Source organism: Xanthomonas sp. fls2-241-TYG-148 (assembly GCF_030208815.1).
In the GTDB taxonomy this organism is placed as follows: Bacteria; Pseudomonadota; Gammaproteobacteria; order Xanthomonadales; family Xanthomonadaceae; genus Xanthomonas; species Xanthomonas campestris.
The window spans coordinates 1-14,478 of record NZ_JARVTE010000031.1; the positions used below are offsets into that span (position 1 = coordinate 1).

At 61.0% G+C, this 14,478-nt stretch carries 26 protein-coding genes; all 26 read left to right on the plus strand.

Going from position 1 to position 14,478, the window contains the following annotated elements; genetic code table 11:
- The first annotated feature begins 652 nt into the window (after positions 1 to 652).
- The 26 genes from rpsJ to rpoA all read left to right on the plus strand — a co-directional run bounded on the left by rpsJ (position 653) and on the right by rpoA (position 14,317).
- A complete protein-coding gene (rpsJ, locus tag QRM60_RS21140) occupies positions 653 to 964 on the plus strand; it encodes a 30S ribosomal protein S10 (RefSeq protein WP_011036122.1) in 312 nt (103 codons plus the stop codon).
- A gap of 11 nt (positions 965 to 975) precedes the next feature.
- Positions 976 to 1,626 (plus strand): 50S ribosomal protein L3, encoded by a 651-nt coding sequence (gene rplC / locus QRM60_RS21145; protein ID WP_011036123.1) that lies wholly within the window; start codon positions 976 to 978, stop codon positions 1,624 to 1,626.
- Positions 1,627 to 1,638: 12 nt separating this feature from the next.
- A complete protein-coding gene (rplD, locus tag QRM60_RS21150) occupies positions 1,639 to 2,244 on the plus strand; it encodes a 50S ribosomal protein L4 (protein ID WP_011036124.1) in 606 nt (201 codons plus the stop codon).
- The gene (rplW, locus tag QRM60_RS21155; RefSeq protein WP_285446984.1) at positions 2,241 to 2,540 is read left to right on the plus strand and encodes a 50S ribosomal protein L23; all 300 of its coding nucleotides are present in this window, start codon (positions 2,241 to 2,243) and stop codon (positions 2,538 to 2,540) included. The genes rplD and rplW overlap by 4 nt, the downstream gene beginning before the upstream one ends.
- Before the next feature lie 10 nt (positions 2,541 to 2,550).
- Positions 2,551 to 3,378 (plus strand): 50S ribosomal protein L2, encoded by an 828-nt coding sequence (gene rplB / locus QRM60_RS21160; RefSeq protein ID WP_003486715.1) that lies wholly within the window; start codon positions 2,551 to 2,553, stop codon positions 3,376 to 3,378.
- 6 nt (positions 3,379 to 3,384) lie between these two features.
- Positions 3,385 to 3,654, plus strand: coding sequence for a 30S ribosomal protein S19 (gene rpsS / locus QRM60_RS21165; protein ID WP_005993369.1), 270 nt, complete (start codon positions 3,385 to 3,387; stop codon positions 3,652 to 3,654).
- Between the two features lie 12 nt (positions 3,655 to 3,666).
- Positions 3,667 to 4,002 (plus strand): 50S ribosomal protein L22, encoded by a 336-nt coding sequence (gene rplV, locus QRM60_RS21170; protein WP_003486710.1) that lies wholly within the window; start codon positions 3,667 to 3,669, stop codon positions 4,000 to 4,002.
- Between the two features lie 17 nt (positions 4,003 to 4,019).
- Complete coding sequence (gene rpsC, locus QRM60_RS21175) at positions 4,020 to 4,754, plus strand: 30S ribosomal protein S3 (protein WP_011036126.1); 735 nt, start codon at positions 4,020 to 4,022, stop codon at positions 4,752 to 4,754.
- Positions 4,755 to 4,759: 5 nt separating this feature from the next.
- A complete protein-coding gene (rplP, locus tag QRM60_RS21180; protein WP_011036127.1) occupies positions 4,760 to 5,173 on the plus strand; it encodes a 50S ribosomal protein L16 in 414 nt (137 codons plus the stop codon).
- Positions 5,173 to 5,358, plus strand: a complete 186-nt coding sequence (gene rpmC, locus QRM60_RS21185; RefSeq protein ID WP_011036128.1) for a 50S ribosomal protein L29 — start codon at positions 5,173 to 5,175, stop codon at positions 5,356 to 5,358. Before rplP ends, rpmC begins: the two co-directional genes overlap by 1 nt.
- 11 nt (positions 5,359 to 5,369) lie before the next feature.
- Positions 5,370 to 5,639: a 30S ribosomal protein S17 gene (gene rpsQ / locus QRM60_RS21190; protein ID WP_011036129.1), complete on the plus strand. Its 270-nt coding sequence runs from the start codon at positions 5,370 to 5,372 to the stop codon at positions 5,637 to 5,639.
- A gap of 14 nt (positions 5,640 to 5,653) precedes the next feature.
- Positions 5,654 to 6,022, plus strand: a complete 369-nt coding sequence (rplN, locus tag QRM60_RS21195; protein ID WP_003486699.1) for a 50S ribosomal protein L14 — start codon at positions 5,654 to 5,656, stop codon at positions 6,020 to 6,022.
- Positions 6,023 to 6,037: 15 nt separating this feature from the next.
- A complete protein-coding gene (gene rplX, locus QRM60_RS21200) occupies positions 6,038 to 6,355 on the plus strand; it encodes a 50S ribosomal protein L24 (protein WP_008571669.1) in 318 nt (105 codons plus the stop codon).
- A gap of 11 nt (positions 6,356 to 6,366) precedes the next feature.
- A complete protein-coding gene (rplE, locus tag QRM60_RS21205) occupies positions 6,367 to 6,909 on the plus strand; it encodes a 50S ribosomal protein L5 (protein WP_010371090.1) in 543 nt (180 codons plus the stop codon).
- An 18-nt stretch (positions 6,910 to 6,927) separates the two neighbouring features.
- Entirely contained in the window at positions 6,928 to 7,233 is a 306-nt protein-coding gene (rpsN, locus tag QRM60_RS21210) for a 30S ribosomal protein S14 (RefSeq protein ID WP_005917137.1), read from the plus strand.
- Between the two features lie 205 nt (positions 7,234 to 7,438).
- Positions 7,439 to 7,837 carry a 30S ribosomal protein S8 gene (gene rpsH / locus QRM60_RS21215; protein ID WP_010371096.1) on the plus strand — a complete coding sequence of 133 codons (399 nt, stop codon included), beginning with the start codon at positions 7,439 to 7,441 and terminating at the stop codon, positions 7,835 to 7,837.
- A gap of 15 nt (positions 7,838 to 7,852) precedes the next feature.
- Positions 7,853 to 8,380 carry a 50S ribosomal protein L6 gene (gene rplF / locus QRM60_RS21220; RefSeq protein ID WP_011036130.1) on the plus strand — a complete coding sequence of 176 codons (528 nt, stop codon included), beginning with the start codon at positions 7,853 to 7,855 and terminating at the stop codon, positions 8,378 to 8,380.
- Between the two features lie 82 nt (positions 8,381 to 8,462).
- On the plus strand, positions 8,463 to 8,822 hold the full coding sequence (rplR, locus tag QRM60_RS21225; protein WP_005993383.1) for a 50S ribosomal protein L18: 360 nt from the start codon (positions 8,463 to 8,465) through the stop codon (positions 8,820 to 8,822).
- 159 nt (positions 8,823 to 8,981) lie between these two features.
- Entirely contained in the window at positions 8,982 to 9,524 is a 543-nt protein-coding gene (gene rpsE, locus QRM60_RS21230) for a 30S ribosomal protein S5 (RefSeq protein WP_003486682.1), read from the plus strand.
- The gene (gene rpmD / locus QRM60_RS21235) at positions 9,517 to 9,708 is read left to right on the plus strand and encodes a 50S ribosomal protein L30 (RefSeq protein WP_031339952.1); all 192 of its coding nucleotides are present in this window, start codon (positions 9,517 to 9,519) and stop codon (positions 9,706 to 9,708) included. Before rpsE ends, rpmD begins: the two co-directional genes overlap by 8 nt.
- 4 nt (positions 9,709 to 9,712) lie before the next feature.
- Entirely contained in the window at positions 9,713 to 10,156 is a 444-nt protein-coding gene (gene rplO / locus QRM60_RS21240; protein ID WP_003486676.1) for a 50S ribosomal protein L15, read from the plus strand.
- Between the two features lie 7 nt (positions 10,157 to 10,163).
- Positions 10,164 to 11,531, plus strand: coding sequence for a preprotein translocase subunit SecY (secY, locus tag QRM60_RS21245; protein WP_014506822.1), 1,368 nt, complete (start codon positions 10,164 to 10,166; stop codon positions 11,529 to 11,531).
- A gap of 332 nt (positions 11,532 to 11,863) precedes the next feature.
- Positions 11,864 to 12,220, plus strand: coding sequence for a 30S ribosomal protein S13 (gene rpsM / locus QRM60_RS21250; protein ID WP_003486672.1), 357 nt, complete (start codon positions 11,864 to 11,866; stop codon positions 12,218 to 12,220).
- A 10-nt stretch (positions 12,221 to 12,230) separates the two neighbouring features.
- Complete coding sequence (gene rpsK / locus QRM60_RS21255) at positions 12,231 to 12,623, plus strand: 30S ribosomal protein S11 (RefSeq protein WP_003486671.1); 393 nt, start codon at positions 12,231 to 12,233, stop codon at positions 12,621 to 12,623.
- Between the two features lie 15 nt (positions 12,624 to 12,638).
- Positions 12,639 to 13,265, plus strand: a complete 627-nt coding sequence (gene rpsD / locus QRM60_RS21260; RefSeq protein ID WP_002811641.1) for a 30S ribosomal protein S4 — start codon at positions 12,639 to 12,641, stop codon at positions 13,263 to 13,265.
- Positions 13,266 to 13,318: 53 nt separating this feature from the next.
- Positions 13,319 to 14,317 (plus strand): DNA-directed RNA polymerase subunit alpha, encoded by a 999-nt coding sequence (gene rpoA, locus QRM60_RS21265; protein WP_002811635.1) that lies wholly within the window; start codon positions 13,319 to 13,321, stop codon positions 14,315 to 14,317.
- Positions 14,318 to 14,478: the final 161 nt, after the last annotated feature.

Genomic DNA, 14,478 nt, shown 5'->3' on the forward strand with positions numbered 1-14,478 from the left:
TCGCAATCCGTGAAGGTGGCCGCACCGTCGGCGCCGGCGTGGTTGCCAAGATCGTCAAGTAAGTGCCTGCAATCCAGTGACTTCGGTCGCCGGAAAGTAGAGAGAAGGGTCGGCGCAAGCCGGCCCTTTTTTATTGTCCAGTGAAGCGGGGGGGGGGGGGGGGGGGTGGGGGGATGTTTTTCTTGCAAGGCTTGTGGGGCCAAAAACAGGGGAGGAAAAGGGGGCGGGGCGGGGGTTTGGGCTTGTTGTTTGTGGGGGGGGGGGGGGGGGGGGGGGGGGGGGGGGGGGGCGTTGCGGGAATTGATCCTGCAAGGCTTGCGCGGGCCAAATCACGTGGCTATAATGCGCGGCTCGGCGTTCCTGGGTAGGGCGCTGAGTTACAGCGAAAAGAACGGCAGGATGCCGCTCGTGTTCGCCAGACCGGGAAGGTCGCGTCGCATGGAGCACTCAGCAACTCACGTTGTTGACCGTGCTCTTGTTGCGCATTATACTTTTCCGTCTGGGCAGGCCGGTTTACCGGTCTGCCCCAGTTTTTGGGCGGAGGAAGTGCCCTCGTCGGCAGGATGCACGGCGATTTCATCTACGCAGGAATATCGGGGCAGGTATCCCAGAGGCCTTGCCCGTCGCTCTTTTAACGAAGGAACCCACCGTCATGGCGGACCAAAAGATCCGGATTCGGCTGAAGGCGTTCGATCATCGTTTGATCGACCGTTCGGCCAGCGAGATCGTCGAAACGGCCAAGCGGACCGGCGCGCAAGTGCGTGGCCCGATCCCGTTGCCGACCAAGATCGAACGTTACACCATCCTCGTATCCCCGCATGCCGACAAGGATGCGCGTGACCAATACGAAACCCGCACGCACAAGCGTGTGCTCGATATCGTCGACCCGAACGACAAGACCGTGGACGCGCTGATGAAGCTCGAACTCGCGGCTGGCGTCGACGTCCAGATCAAGCTGACCTGAGGACTACGACCATGACGAAGAAATATTCGTTGGGCTTCGTGGGCCGCAAGGCTGGTATGAGCCGCGTCTTCACTGAAGACGGCCGCTCGGTACCGGTCACGCTGATCGAAGCAACTCCGAACCGCATCGCGCAGATCAAGACCGTCGAAGTTGACGGCTACAGCGCCGTGCAGATTACCGTTGGTGCCCGTCGCGCCGCGCTGGTTAACAAGCCGGCTGCTGGTCACTTCGCCAAGGCGAAGGTGGAAGCGGGTCGAGGCCTGTGGGAATTCCGCGTTGAAGATGCGCAGCTCGGCGATTTCGCCGTCGGCGGCGAAATCAAGGCGGACATCTTTGAGGTCGGCCAGAAGGTCGACGTCCAGGGCGTTACCAAGGGTAAGGGTTTCCAGGGCACCATCAAGCGCTACAACTTCCGTATGGGCGATGCAACTCACGGTAACTCGCTGTCGCATCGCGCGCCGGGTTCGTTGGGTCAGCGCCAGACCCCGGGTCGCGTTTTCCCGGGTAAGAAGATGTCGGGCCACATGGGCGCCGTGCAGCAAAGCACGCAGAACCTGGAAGTGGTCAAGGTCGACGTCGAACGTGGTCTGATTGCTATCCGCGGCGCCGTGCCTGGCGCAGCTGGTGGTGACGTGATCGTCCGTCCGGCGAGCAAGGCATAAGGAGAGATGACGATGGAACTCGTTATCACGGGTAGCAACAACAAGGTCTCGGTCTCCGATGCCGTGTTCGGTCGCGAATTCAGCGAAGATCTGGTTCACCAGGTTGTCGTCGCTTATCGCAATGCCGGCCGCGCCGGCACCAAGGCGCAGAAGACGCGTTCGGAAGTTGCGGGCACGACCAAGAAGTCGAAGAAGCAGAAGGGCGGCGGTGCGCGTCATGGCGCGCTGACGGCTCCGATCTTCGTCGGCGGTGGCGTGACCTTTGCGGCCAAGCCGCGCAGCTTCGAGCAGAAGGTCAACCGCAAGATGTACCGTGCGGCCATCTGCGCGATCTTCTCCGAGCTGAACCGTCAGGGTCGTCTGATGATCGTCGACTCGTTCGACATCGAAGCAACCAAGACCAAGGGTCTGATCGAGAAGCTGAAGGGGATGGATGTGGGCAAGCGCCCGCTGATCGTCACCGAAGAAGCCTCCGAGCACCTGTATCTGTCCGCCCGCAATCTGCCGTATGTGCAGGTGCGTGATGTGCAGGGTCTGGATCCGGTCGCTCTGGTCGGGGCCGACACGGTCGTGATCACCGCTGACGCGGTCAAGAAGGTCGAGGAGTGGCTGGCATGAGCAGCAACGAAAAAATCTTCAGCGTGCTGCGTGCTCCGCGAGTCTCCGAAAAGACCGCGCGCCTGCAGGAAATCTCCAACCAGTATGTCTTCGAAGTTTCGAACGAAGCCACCAAAGCCGATGTAAAGGCTGCGGTTGAGCAGCTGTTCGACGTCAAGGTCAAAGCGGTCAACGTGGTCAATGTGAAGGGTAAAAGCAAGTCCTTCCGTAACCGTGCTGGCAGCCGTGGCAATTGGCGCAAGGCATACGTCCGCCTGGTTGATGGTCATTCCATCGACGTAACGGCCAAGGCCTGAGGTCCAACCCATGCCATTGATGAAGTTCAAACCCACCTCTCCCGGCCGTCGTTCCGCCGTGCGCGTGGTTACTCCCGATCTGCACAAGGGCGCGCCGCATGCGGCACTGCTCGACTCGCAGAGCAAGTCCGGTGGTCGTAACCACCATGGCCGCATCACCGTGCGTCACGTCGGTGGTGGCCACAAGCAGCACTACCGCATCATCGACTTCAAGCGCAACAAGGAAGGCATTCCGGCGCGTGTGGAGCGGATTGAATACGATCCGAACCGTACCGCTCATATCGCCCTGCTGTGCTATGTCGACGGCGAGCGCCGCTACATCATCGCCCCCAAGGGCCTGAAGGCGGGTGACCAGGTCATCGCCGGTGCCAACGCACCGATCAAGACCGGTAACACGCTGCCGCTGCGCAACATTCCGGTCGGTACGACGGTCCACGGTATCGAGCTGAAGCCGGGTAAGGGCGCTCAGATCGCACGTGCAGCCGGTGCAGCCGTCCAGCTGGTCGCTCGCGAAGGCATCTATGCCACGCTGCGTCTGCGCTCGGGCGAAATGCGCAAGGTGCCGGTCGAGTGCCGCGCCACCATCGGCGAAGTCGGCAACGACGAGCACAACCTCGAGAAGCTGGGCAAGGCCGGCGCCAAGCGTTGGCGCGGTGTTCGCCCGACCGTTCGCGGTGCGGCCATGAACCCGGTCGATCACCCGCACGGTGGTGGTGAGGCCAAGGCTGGCCAGGGTAATCCGCATCCGGTCACCCCGTGGGGTGTTCCGACCAAGGGTTACAAGACGCGCAAGAACAAGCGCACCCAGCAATTCATCGTCCGCGATCGTAGGGGCTAATCGACCATGGCACGTTCACTTAAGAAGGGCCCGTTCGTCGATCACCACCTTGCAAAGAAGGTGGAGTCCGCTGCGGGTAGCAAGAAGCCGATCAAGACCTGGTCGCGCCGTTCGATGATCCTGCCGGAAATGGTAGGCATCACCATCGCCGTGCATAACGGTAAGAACCACATTCCGGTGCTCGTCAACGAGAATATGGTCGGCCACAAGCTTGGCGAATTTGCCGTCACCCGGACCTTCAAGGGTCACGGTGGCGACAAGAAGTCGAGCAGGTAAGGAGAGATGACGATGGAAGCGAAAGCAATCCTGCGCACCGCGCGCATCTCCCCGCAGAAGGCCCGCCTGGTCGCTGACCAGGTGCGTGGACTGTCCGCCGAACGTGCGGTCAATCTGCTGAAGTTTTCGGACAAAAAGGCTGCACACCTGATCAAAAAGGTCGTGGAGTCGGCAATTGCCAATGCCGAAAACAATCAGGGCGCGGATGTCGACGAGCTGAAGGTCAAGACCATCATGGTTGATGAAGGTCCCTCCCTGAAGCGTTTCATGGCGCGGGCGAAAGGCCGCGGTACCCGCATCCTCAAGCGCACCAGCCACATCACTGTGGTTGTGGGCGCCGCCAAGTAAGCGGAAAGGAAAAGACCATGGGTCATAAAGTTCATCCGACTGGAATCCGCCTCGGCATCGCCAAGGACTGGAATTCCAAGTGGTACGCAAGCAAGGCCGACTTTGCCGCTTATCTGGCAGCCGACCTGAAAGTGCGTGAAATGCTGCGCAAGAAGCTCGCGCAGGCAGGCATCAGCAAGATCTTGATCGAGCGCCCTGCCAAAACCGCCCGCGTGACGATCCACACTGCCCGTCCGGGCGTGGTGATCGGCAAGCGTGGTGAGGACATCGAAAAGCTGCGTAAGGAAGTGAGCGAGATGATGGGCGTTCCTGCCCACATCAACGTCACCGAAGTGCGCAAGCCGGAGCTGGACGCGCAGCTGGTCGCCGAGTCGATCGCGCAGCAGCTGGAGCGTCGCATCATGTTCCGCCGTGCAATGAAGCGCTCGGTCGGTAACGCGATGCGCCTGGGTGCCCTGGGCATCAAGGTCAATGTGGCTGGCCGCCTCAACGGTGCAGAAATCGCCCGTTCGGAGTGGTACCGCGAAGGCCGCGTGCCGCTGCACACGCTACGTGCCGACATCGATTACGGTTTTGCCGAGGCGTCCACGACGTACGGCATCATCGGCATCAAGGTCTGGATCTATAAGGGCGAGGTCTTTGACTTCTCCCAGGTTGGCCAGGAGAAGCAGGACGACAGCCCGCGCAACGATCGTAACGATCGCGGCGACCGTGGTGACCGTCCTTCGCGCCCGGCTCGTGAAGCGAGGTAACGGCAATGTTGCAACCCAAGCGAACCAAATATCGCAAGATGCACAAGGGCCGCAATGACGGCCTGGCATGGAGCGGAAACGCCGTCAGCTTCGGCGAATACGGCCTCAAGGCCACTGCGCACGGTCAGCTGACCGCGCGTCAGATCGAAGCCGCCCGCCGTACGATCAGCCGCCACGTCAAAAAGGGCGGCAAGATGTGGATCCGTGTGTTCCCCGACAAGCCGATCACCAAGAAGCCGATCGAAGTCCGCATGGGCTCCGGTAAGGGCAACGTGGAGTACTGGGTCGCGCAGATTCAGCCGGGCCGCATGATCTATGAAATCGAGGGTATTCCTGAAGACATCGCACGTGAGGCGTTCCGCCTTGCCGCCGCGAAGCTTTCGGTGACCACCACTTTCGTGACCCGGACGGTGCGCTGATGGATATCAAACAACTCCGCGAGAAGTCGGCTGACGAACTGAAGGCCCACCTGACCGATCTGCGTAAGGAGCAATTCTCGCTCCGCATGCAGCAGGTCACCGGCCAGCTGCCGAAGACCCACGAAACCCGCCGGGTGCGCCGCGAGATTGCTCGCGTCAAGCACCTGCTCGGCAGCACCCAGTAAGGATGGCCGCGATGAGCGACAACAACGAAAAGCAAACGCTGCGCACGGTCGAAGGCCGTGTCGTCAGCAACAAGATGGACAAGACGGTCACCGTGTTGGTGGAGCGCCAGGTCAAGCACCCGTTGTACGGTAAGTACATCAAGCGCTCGTCCAAGCTGCACGCACACGACGCCGACAATGCCTGCAACGAAGGCGATGTCGTGCGCGTGACTGAAATTGCGCCAATGTCCAAGACCAAGAACTGGCGGGTGGTCGAAATCGTCACCCGTGCGGCCGTCTAAGGGAGATCTGAATCATGATCCAGATGCAGAGCTACCTCGATGTGGCCGACAATTCGGGTGCCAAGGAAGTGATGTGCATCAAGGTGCTGGGCGGCTCTAAGCGCCGCTACGCACACATCGGTGACATCATCAAGGTGACCGTCAAGGACGCCATCCCGCGTGGCAAGGTCAAGAAGGGCGAAGTCTACGACGCCGTCGTGGTGCGTACCCGCAAGGGTGTGCGCCGTCCCGACGGTTCGCTGATCCGCTTCGACGGCAATGCCGCTGTGCTGTTGAACAACAAGCAGGAGCCGATCGGGACCCGCATCTTCGGGCCGGTGACGCGCGAGCTGCGTTCCGAGAAGTTCATGAAGATCGTCTCGCTCGCTCCCGAAGTGCTGTGAGCGGAGGACATACACATGGCTAACCGTATCAAGAAGGGCGACCAGGTCGTCATCAACACCGGCAAGGACAAGGGTAAGCAGGGTGAAGTGGTGCGTGTGGAGGGCGATCGCGTGATCGTCTCCAACGCCAACGTCATCAAGCGCCATACCAAGCCGAACCCGCAGGCGGGTGTCGCCGGCGGCGTGGTCGAGCGTGAAGCGTCGATCCATATCTCCAACGTCAATATCGTCAACCCGGCAACGGGCAAGGGCGAGCGCGTTGGCTTCAAGGTGCTGGAGGATGGACGCAAATTGCGTGTGTTCCGCTCCAGCGGTGAGGCGCTCGACGCCTGAGGAATGAGATCATGAACACTCGTCTCGAAAAGTTTTACAAGGAAAACGTGGTGCCGGCCCTGATGAAGGAATTCGGCTACACCAATCCGATGGAAGTGCCGAAGCTGGTCAAGGTCACGCTCAACATGGGCGTGGGCGAAGCGGCAACCAACAAGAAGATCCTGGAAAATGCGGTCGCCGACATGTCCAAGATTTCCGGTCAAAAGCCGGTGGTCACCAAGTCGCGCGTTTCGGTCGCATCGTTCAAGATCCGCGACGGTTGGCCGATCGGCTGCAAGACCACGTTGCGTCGCGCCAAGATGTACGAGTTTCTGGACCGTCTGATCAACATCTCGTTGCCGCGCGTGCGCGACTTCCGTGGTGTGTCGGGCCGCTCCTTTGACGGTCGTGGCAATTTCAACATGGGTGTGAAGGAACAGATCATCTTCCCGGAAATCGACTTCGACGCCGTCGACGCGATTCGCGGTATGGATATCGCCATCACCACCACCGCCAAGACGGATGCGGAAGCGAAGGCGCTGTTGGCAGCGTTCAAGTTCCCGTTCCGTAACTGACCGTCGAGGACATCCGAAATGGCAAAGACCTCCATGATCCACCGCGACATCAAGCGGGCAAAGCTGGCAAAGAAGTTCGCCGGCAAGCGTGATGCGCTGAAGAAGATCCTCTCCAGTCAGGATGCGTCCTACGAAGAGAAGATCGATGCGTCGACCAAGTTGCAGAAGCTGCCGCGCGATTCGTCGCCGAGCCGCCACCGCAACCGTTGCGAGCTGTCCGGTCGTCCGCGCGGTGTCTACCGCAAGTTCGGTCTTGGTCGCAACATGCTGCGCAAGGCAACCATGAACGGTGACGTTCCGGGTCTGCGCAAGGCCAGCTGGTAATCACAATTCGGCCGCTCGCGGCCGGTTGGAACAGGTTTGTTCTGTTCAACAAGGGAGTCCGACGCAAGTCGGGCTCTTTTGTCGTATACTTCCGCTTCTGTCTTGCCCGTGAGGGTGGGGTGAAGCGTTCAAGGGTCCTGGCCCATCCCCAGGAAAACACAAGATTTTCGCGAAAGCGGATATCGGTGCACTCAAAGGTACTCATATGAGCATGACTGATCCCATCGCCGACCTGCTGGTTCGCATCAAGAATGCGGCCGCGGTTGGTAAGCAGACGGTGAAATTGCCGTCATCCAAGATCAAGGTTGCGATCGCCCAAGTCCTGAAGGACGAGGGTTACATCACCGACCTGCGCGTGACAGCGACCGAGAACAACAAGTCGGAGCTGGAAATCGTGCTGAAGTATTTCGAAGGCCGTCCGGTCATCGAGACCCTGAAGCGTTTCTCGCGCTCGGGTCTGCGCCAGTACCGTGGCAAGACCGAACTGCCCAAGGTCCTGGGTGGCCTGGGTATCGCCATCATCTCCACGTCGAAGGGCATCATGACCGATGCGCAGGCTCGCGAAGCCGGCGTTGGTGGTGAAGTCCTGTGCTTCGTGGCCTAAGGGAAGGAATCGAACATGTCCCGTGTAGCCAAGAAGCCTGTGTCCCTTCCGAAGGGTGTTGAGCTCAACGTCCAGCCCGAGCTGATCAGTGTCAAGGGCCCGAAGGGCACTCTGACCCTGCAGAAGCCGGTCGGCGTTGAAATCGCCATCGACGGCGACGTTGCAACCCTGTCGGCCAATGATCCGTCGCAGATCGCCATCACCGGCACCGTGCGCGCGATTCTCGCCAACATGATCAAGGGCGTTTCCGAAGGCTTCGAGCGCAAGCTCGAGCTGGTGGGCGTCGGTTATCGCGCCGCCATGCAGGGCAAGGATCTGAGCCTGGCGCTCGGCTTTTCGCACCCGCTGGTGTTCGTGGCGCCGGAAGGCATCACGCTGTCGACCCCGACCCAGACCGAAATTCTGGTCCAGGGCGCCGACAAGCAGCGCGTCGGCGAAGTCGCCGCCAAGATCCGCGGTTTCCGTCCGCCGGAGCCCTATAAGGGCAAGGGTGTGAAGTACGCCGGTGAAGTCATCATTCGCAAGGAAGCCAAGAAGGCTTAATGCAGGTCGTTCTGCGGGCCCGGCCATGCGTGGTCGGGTTCGTGCCGAAGCCTGTTTCCTTCAGCTTTCATAGGATTAAACCATGAGCATCAACAAGAACATTGCCCGTCTGCGTCGCGCCAAGTCCACCCGCGCGCACATCCGCGAACTGGGCGTCGCCCGTCTGTCGGTGCTGCGCACCGGTCAGCACCTGTATGCGCAGGTCTTCACTGCCGACGGTTCCAAGGTGATCGCTGCGGCGAACACCCTGCAGGCCGACGTCAAGGACGGCCTGAAGAATGGCAAGAACAGCGATGCCGCCGTCAAGGTTGGCAAGCTGATCGCCGAGCGCGCCAAGGCTGCGGGCATCGAGAAGGTCGCATTCGACCGCTCGGGCTACCGCTACCACGGCCGCATCAAGGCGCTTGCCGATGCAGCCCGCGAAGGCGGCCTGCAGTTCTAAAGCACTGCTGTGGAGGCGACCTTGCGTCGTCTCCACGTCCACCGCCGGCAGGGTCTGCCGGGCCGTCCCATTCTTCTGCAATGGCGCCGGGAACACCGCTGTATTCCACAACCATAAGCGGCCTCGAGCCGTACATACTTAATCACTCAAGGAATCAAGATGGCAGAAGAACGTGCACCGCGGGGTCGTGATCGCGACCGTAACCGCGAAGAGAAAGTCGACGACGGCATGATCGAGAAGCTGGTCGCGGTCAACCGCGTCAGCAAGACCGTCAAGGGCGGTCGCCAGTTCACCTTCACCGCGCTGACCGTGGTCGGCGATGGTCTGGGCAAGGTCGGTTTCGGTTATGGCAAGGCGCGCGAAGTGCCGGTTGCTATCCAGAAGTCGATGGAGCAGGCGCGCAAGAACCTGGCAACGGTTGATCTGAACAACGGCACCTTGTGGCATGCCGTCAAGTCCGGTCACGGCGCAGCCCGCGTCTACATGCAGCCGGCGTCGGAAGGTACGGGCGTCATCGCAGGCGGCGCCATGCGCGCTGTGCTGGAAGCGGTCGGCGTCAAGAACGTGCTGGCCAAGGCGGTTGGTTCGCGTAATCCGATCAACCTGGTCCGTGCAACCCTGAAGGGTCTGTCGGAAGTGCAGTCGCCGGCGCGTGTTGCGGCCAAGCGCGGCAAGAAGGTGGAGGAGCTCAACCATGGCTAAGGACACCAATAAGACCGTGAAGGTGCGCCTGGTGCGTGGCCTGCGTGGAACCCAGTCGCGTCACCGCCTGTCGGTGCGTGCCCTGGGCCTGAATAAGCTCAACGATGTGCGTGAACTGAAGGACAGCCCGCAGGTTCGCGGCCTGATCAATACGGTTCACTACCTCGTCCAGGTTGAGGAGTAATCCCATGACTTTGCGTCTCAATGACCTCAAGCCCGCCGACGGCGCCCGTACCGAACGCACCCGCGTCGGTCGCGGCATCGGTTCCGGCCTGGGCAAGACCGCTGGTCGCGGTCACAAGGGTTCGTTCGCTCGTAAGGGCGGTGGCAAGATCAAGGCCGGTTTCGAAGGCGGCCAGACCCCGATGCAGCGTCGTCTGCCGAAGATCGGCTTCCGCTCCAAGATGGCGCGTGACACTGCTGAAGTGTTGTCGTACCAGTTGGACAAGCTGGATGCCGGTGATGTCGACTTCGCAGCACTGCGCGCGGCCAATCTGGTCCCGAGCCGTGCCAAGAAGGCGAAGATCGTGCTGAAGGGCGAGCTGAGCAAGAAGTTCGTGCTGAAGGGCGTTGCGGCAACCGCGGGCGCCAAGGCAGCAATCGAAGCTGCCGGCGGCAGCGTAGAGGAGTAATCGGCAGATGGCGCAGGCTGGCATTGGTAACCTCGGTGGCGGGCTTGGCAAGTTCACGGAACTTCGCCAGCGGCTGTTGTTCGTCCTCGGGGCATTGATCGTCTATCGCATCGGCTGCTATGTGCCGGTGCCTGGCGTCAATCCCGATGCCATGCTTTCGTTGATGCAGGCGCAGGGTGGCGGCATCGTGGACATGTTCAACATGTTCTCGGGCGGCGCCCTGCACCGTTTCAGCATTTTTGCGCTGAACGTAATGCCGTACATTTCGGCATCGATCGTGATCCAGTTGGCCACGCACATCTTTCCCGCCCTGAAGGCGATGCAGAAGGAAGGCGAATCCGGCCGACGCAAGATCACCCAATATTCGCGCATCGGTGCGGTGCTTCTGGCAGTGGTGCAGGGCGGCAGTATCGCGCTCGCGCTGCAGAACCAGACCGCTCCGGGTGGCGCTCCGGTGGTGTACGCCCCGGGCATGGGCTTTGTGCTCACCGCAGTGATTGCACTGACCGCTGGCACCATCTTCCTGATGTGGGTCGGCGAGCAGGTCACAGAGCGCGGCATCGGTAACGGTGTGTCGCTCATCATCTTCGCCGGCATCGTAGCCGGTCTGCCGTCGGCGGCGATTCAGACCGTCGAGGCGTTCCGCGAAGGCAATTTGAGCTTCATTTCGCTGCTGTTGATCGTGATTACGATTCTGGCGTTCACGCTGTTCGTGGTGTTCGTCGAGCGTGGTCAGCGGCGTATTACGGTGAACTATGCGCGCCGCCAGGGTGGCCGTAACGCGTACATGAATCAGACCTCGTTCCTGCCGCTTAAGCTCAACATGGCAGGCGTGATTCCGCCGATCTTCGCGTCCAGCATCCTGGCGTTCCCCGCCACGCTGTCGATGTGGTCGGGTCAGGCTGCCTCCGGCAGTGGCGTGGGTTCGTGGCTGCAGCGCATCGCCAACGCACTGGGTCCTGGCGAGCCGGTGCACATGCTGGTGTTTGCAGCGCTGATTATTGGTTTCGCGTTCTTCTATACCGCGCTGGTCTTCAACTCGCAGGAAACCGCCGACAACCTCAAGAAGTCGGGTGCGTTGATTCCGGGTATCCGGCCAGGCAAGGCCACCGCCGACTATGTCGACGGCGTGCTGACCCGCCTGACTGCCGCCGGTTCGCTGTACCTGGTGATCGTCTGCCTGCTGCCGGAAATCATGCGCACGCAGCTCGGCACCTCGTTCCACTTCGGTGGCACCTCGCTGTTGATTGCGGTGGTGGTGGTGATGGACTTCATTGCGCAGATCCAGGCGCATCTGATGTCGCACCAGTATGAGAGCCTGCTGAAGAAGGCCAACCTCAAGGGCGGCTCGCGCGGCGGTCTGGCGCGCGGTTAAGTGGTACACTAGTTCTTCATTACGTGAAGACGGCCTGGTTCCCGGGCCACGATCTTCCGATCAGAAGGGCGGCTCGCGCGACGTCTCGCGCGCGGGTGTGACGGGGTGGTCCTGTGCGGGAGTAGCACAGGCGATTCGGAGCAGTTTTCTGGATCAACACCGTCCGGCGCCGGAGCGAGGGCACACTCCCCACGCCGGGTCCATGGAACTTTTGGTTCCACGGGCTTCAAAGCAATCCGAGGCCTTGCTACAATTCCGAGTTCACTTTTGATCCATCCTGCCGGATGGCGCCTGGGCGCTGTCGGGCCATCACTCAGTTGGAGAATCGCGTCATGGCGCGTATTGCAGGCGTCAACCTGCCAGCCCAGAAGCACGTCTGGGTCGGGTTGCAAAGCATCTACGGCATCGGCCGTACCCGTTCTAAGAAGCTCTGCGAATCCGCAGGCGTCACCTCGACCACGAAGATTCGTGATCTGTCCGAACCCGAAATCGAGCGCCTGCGCGCCGAAGTCGGCAAGTATGTCGTCGAAGGCGACCTGCGCCGCGAAATCGGTATCGCGATCAAGCGACTGATGGATCTGGGCTGCTATCGCGGTCTGCGTCATCGCCGTGGTCTCCCGCTGCGTGGCCAGCGTACCCGTACCAACGCCCGCACCCGTAAGGGTCCGCGCAAGGCGATCAGGAAGTAAGGGATAGATCATGGCAAAGCCAGCAGAAAAGAAAACGAAGAAGAAGATCAAGCGCGTCATCACTGACGGCGTCGCTCACGTCCACGCTTCGTTCAACAACACCATCGTCACCATCACCGATCGTCAGGGTAATGCGCTGTCGTGGGCTACGTCCGGCGGCGCCGGTTTCCGTGGTTCGCGCAAGTCGACCCCGTTCGCTGCTCAGGTTGCCGCCGAAAAGGCTGGCCGCGCTGCGCTCGACTACGGCGTGAAGTCGCTGGAAGTGCGTATCAAGGGTCCGGGTCCGGGCCGTGAGTCGGCCGTGCGTTCGTTGAACAACGTGGGCTACAAGATCACCAACATCATCGACGTGACGCCAATCCCGCACAACGGGTGCCGTCCGCCGAAGAAGCGTCGCGTCTAAAGGGAGCGATAAGAAATGGCTCGTTATATCGGTCCTACCTGTAAGCTCGCGCGCCGTGAAGGCGCCGACCTTTCCCTCAAGAGCCCGGCGCGTGCGCTGGACTCCAAGTGCAAGCTTGAGCAGAAGCCCGGCCAGCACGGCGCGGCTCGCAAGGGCAAGCTCTCCGACTACGCTACCCAGCTGCGTGAAAAGCAGAAGGTCAAGCGCATCTACGGTTTGCTGGAGCGTCAGTTCCGCAACTACTACAAGAAGGCCTCGACCAAGAAGGGCAACACCGGCGAGAACCTGCTGCAGTTGCTGGAAACCCGTCTGGACAACGTCTGCTACCGCATGGGCTTTGCCGTCACCCGTCCGGCCGCGCGCCAGCTGGTGTCGCACCGTGGCGTGCTGGTCAATGGCAAGTCGGTGAATCTGGCTTCGTACCAGATCAAGGCTGGCGATGCGATCACGCTGTCGGAAAAGGCACAGAAGCAGCTCCGCGTGCAGGAAGCCCTGACCGTGGCTGAGCAGCACGACATGACACCGTCGTGGGTCGAAGTCGATTCGAAGAAGTTCAGCGGCGTGTTCAAGGCCGTTCCGGATCGCGCCGACCTGCCTTCGGATATCAACGAAGCGCTGATCGTCGAGTTGTATTCGAAGTAATTCACATTGGAGAGCCTCCGGCACTGCCGGAGGTTCGCAGGAGACCCCGCAACATGACGGTTACCGCCAACCAGGTTCTGCGCCCACGCGGTCCGCAGATCGAACGTCTTACCGACAACCGCGCAAAGGTCGTAATCGAGCCGTTGGAGCGCGGTTACGGGCACACGCTGGGCAATGCCCTGCGTCGTGTGCTGTTGTCGTCGATCCCCGGTTTTGCGATCACCGAGGTCGAGATCGACGGCGTGCTGCATGAGTACACCACGGTCGAAGGGCTGCAGGAAGACGTGCTTGACGTCCTGCTCAACCTGAAGGATGTGGCAATCCGGATGCACAGTGGTGACAGCGCCACTCTGTCGTTGTCCAAGCAGGGTCCGGGTACGGTCACTGCGGCCGACATCAGGACCGATCACAACGTTGAGATCATCAACGGCGACCACGTGATCTGCCACCTGACCAAGGACACGGCGCTGAACATGCGCCTGAAGATCGAGCGTGGTTTCGGCTATCAGCCGGCTGCCGCGCGTCGTCGTCCGGACGAAGAGACCCGCACCATCGGTCGTCTGATGCTGGATGCGTCGTTCTCGCCCGTGCGTCGCGTTGCCTATGCCGTGGAAGCTGCACGCGTCGAACAACGTACCGACCTCGACAAGCTGGTCATCGATATCGAAACCAATGGCACGATCGATGCCGAGGAAGCCGTGCGCACCGCCGCCGACATCCTTAGCGATCAGCTGTCGGTGTTCGGCGATTTCACCCACCGCGATCGCGGTGCGGCCAAGCCGGCTGCCAGCGGCGTGGATCCGGTGCTGCTGCGCCCGATCGACGACCTCGAGCTGACCGTGCGTTCGGCCAACTGCCTGAAGGCTGAGAGCATCTATTACATCGGCGATCTGATCCAGAAAACCGAAGTCGAGCTGCTCAAGACCCCGAATCTGGGCAAGAAGTCGCTGACCGAAATCAAGGAAGTGCTGGCACAGCGCGGCCTTGCACTGGGCATGAAGCTGGAGAACTGGCCGCCGGCCGGTGTCGCTCAGCACGGCATGCTTGGTTAATGCAACACCGCATGGGCGTCTTCGGGCGCCCATGCTTTTTTTACATCGACGGGCCAAAGCCCGCGGTGACACCCGGTCAAGGACAACCGGCTCGGACCAACCGCAGTCCATTCAACAGCGCCAGGATGGCGACAACGTCTCTCAGTAGTCTCAACATTCCA

Bases quoted from the DNA above. Each gene is read 5' to 3' on its own strand.
- rplF (WP_011036130.1), top strand. From the start codon at position 7,853: ATGTCCCGTGTAGCCAAGAAGCCTGTGTCCCTTCCGAAGGGTGTTGAG.
- rpsJ (WP_011036122.1), top strand. From the start codon at position 653: ATGGCGGACCAAAAGATCCGGATTCGGCTGAAGGCGTTCGATCATCGT.
- rplB (WP_003486715.1), top strand. From the start codon at position 2,551: ATGCCATTGATGAAGTTCAAACCCACCTCTCCCGGCCGTCGTTCCGCC.
- rplX (WP_008571669.1), top strand. From the start codon at position 6,038: ATGGCTAACCGTATCAAGAAGGGCGACCAGGTCGTCATCAACACCGGC.
- rpsQ (WP_011036129.1), top strand. From the start codon at position 5,370: ATGAGCGACAACAACGAAAAGCAAACGCTGCGCACGGTCGAAGGCCGT.
- rpsS (WP_005993369.1), top strand. From the start codon at position 3,385: ATGGCACGTTCACTTAAGAAGGGCCCGTTCGTCGATCACCACCTTGCA.
- rpoA (WP_002811635.1), top strand. From the start codon at position 13,319: ATGACGGTTACCGCCAACCAGGTTCTGCGCCCACGCGGTCCGCAGATC.
- rpmD (WP_031339952.1), top strand. From the start codon at position 9,517: ATGGCTAAGGACACCAATAAGACCGTGAAGGTGCGCCTGGTGCGTGGC.
- rplD (WP_011036124.1), top strand. From the start codon at position 1,639: ATGGAACTCGTTATCACGGGTAGCAACAACAAGGTCTCGGTCTCCGAT.
- rplO (WP_003486676.1), top strand. From the start codon at position 9,713: ATGACTTTGCGTCTCAATGACCTCAAGCCCGCCGACGGCGCCCGTACC.
- rpsK (WP_003486671.1), top strand. From the start codon at position 12,231: ATGGCAAAGCCAGCAGAAAAGAAAACGAAGAAGAAGATCAAGCGCGTC.
- rplW (WP_285446984.1), top strand. From the start codon at position 2,241: ATGAGCAGCAACGAAAAAATCTTCAGCGTGCTGCGTGCTCCGCGAGTC.
- rplE (WP_010371090.1), top strand. From the start codon at position 6,367: ATGAACACTCGTCTCGAAAAGTTTTACAAGGAAAACGTGGTGCCGGCC.
- rpsN (WP_005917137.1), top strand. From the start codon at position 6,928: ATGGCAAAGACCTCCATGATCCACCGCGACATCAAGCGGGCAAAGCTG.
- rpsH (WP_010371096.1), top strand. From the start codon at position 7,439: ATGAGCATGACTGATCCCATCGCCGACCTGCTGGTTCGCATCAAGAAT.
- rplN (WP_003486699.1), top strand. From the start codon at position 5,654: ATGATCCAGATGCAGAGCTACCTCGATGTGGCCGACAATTCGGGTGCC.
- rplC (WP_011036123.1), top strand. From the start codon at position 976: ATGACGAAGAAATATTCGTTGGGCTTCGTGGGCCGCAAGGCTGGTATG.
- rpsC (WP_011036126.1), top strand. From the start codon at position 4,020: ATGGGTCATAAAGTTCATCCGACTGGAATCCGCCTCGGCATCGCCAAG.
- rplV (WP_003486710.1), top strand. From the start codon at position 3,667: ATGGAAGCGAAAGCAATCCTGCGCACCGCGCGCATCTCCCCGCAGAAG.
- rplR (WP_005993383.1), top strand. From the start codon at position 8,463: ATGAGCATCAACAAGAACATTGCCCGTCTGCGTCGCGCCAAGTCCACC.
- rpsE (WP_003486682.1), top strand. From the start codon at position 8,982: ATGGCAGAAGAACGTGCACCGCGGGGTCGTGATCGCGACCGTAACCGC.
- rplP (WP_011036127.1), top strand. From the start codon at position 4,760: ATGTTGCAACCCAAGCGAACCAAATATCGCAAGATGCACAAGGGCCGC.
- rpsD (WP_002811641.1), top strand. From the start codon at position 12,639: ATGGCTCGTTATATCGGTCCTACCTGTAAGCTCGCGCGCCGTGAAGGC.
- rpmC (WP_011036128.1), top strand. From the start codon at position 5,173: ATGGATATCAAACAACTCCGCGAGAAGTCGGCTGACGAACTGAAGGCC.
- secY (WP_014506822.1), top strand. From the start codon at position 10,164: ATGGCGCAGGCTGGCATTGGTAACCTCGGTGGCGGGCTTGGCAAGTTC.
- rpsM (WP_003486672.1), top strand. From the start codon at position 11,864: ATGGCGCGTATTGCAGGCGTCAACCTGCCAGCCCAGAAGCACGTCTGG.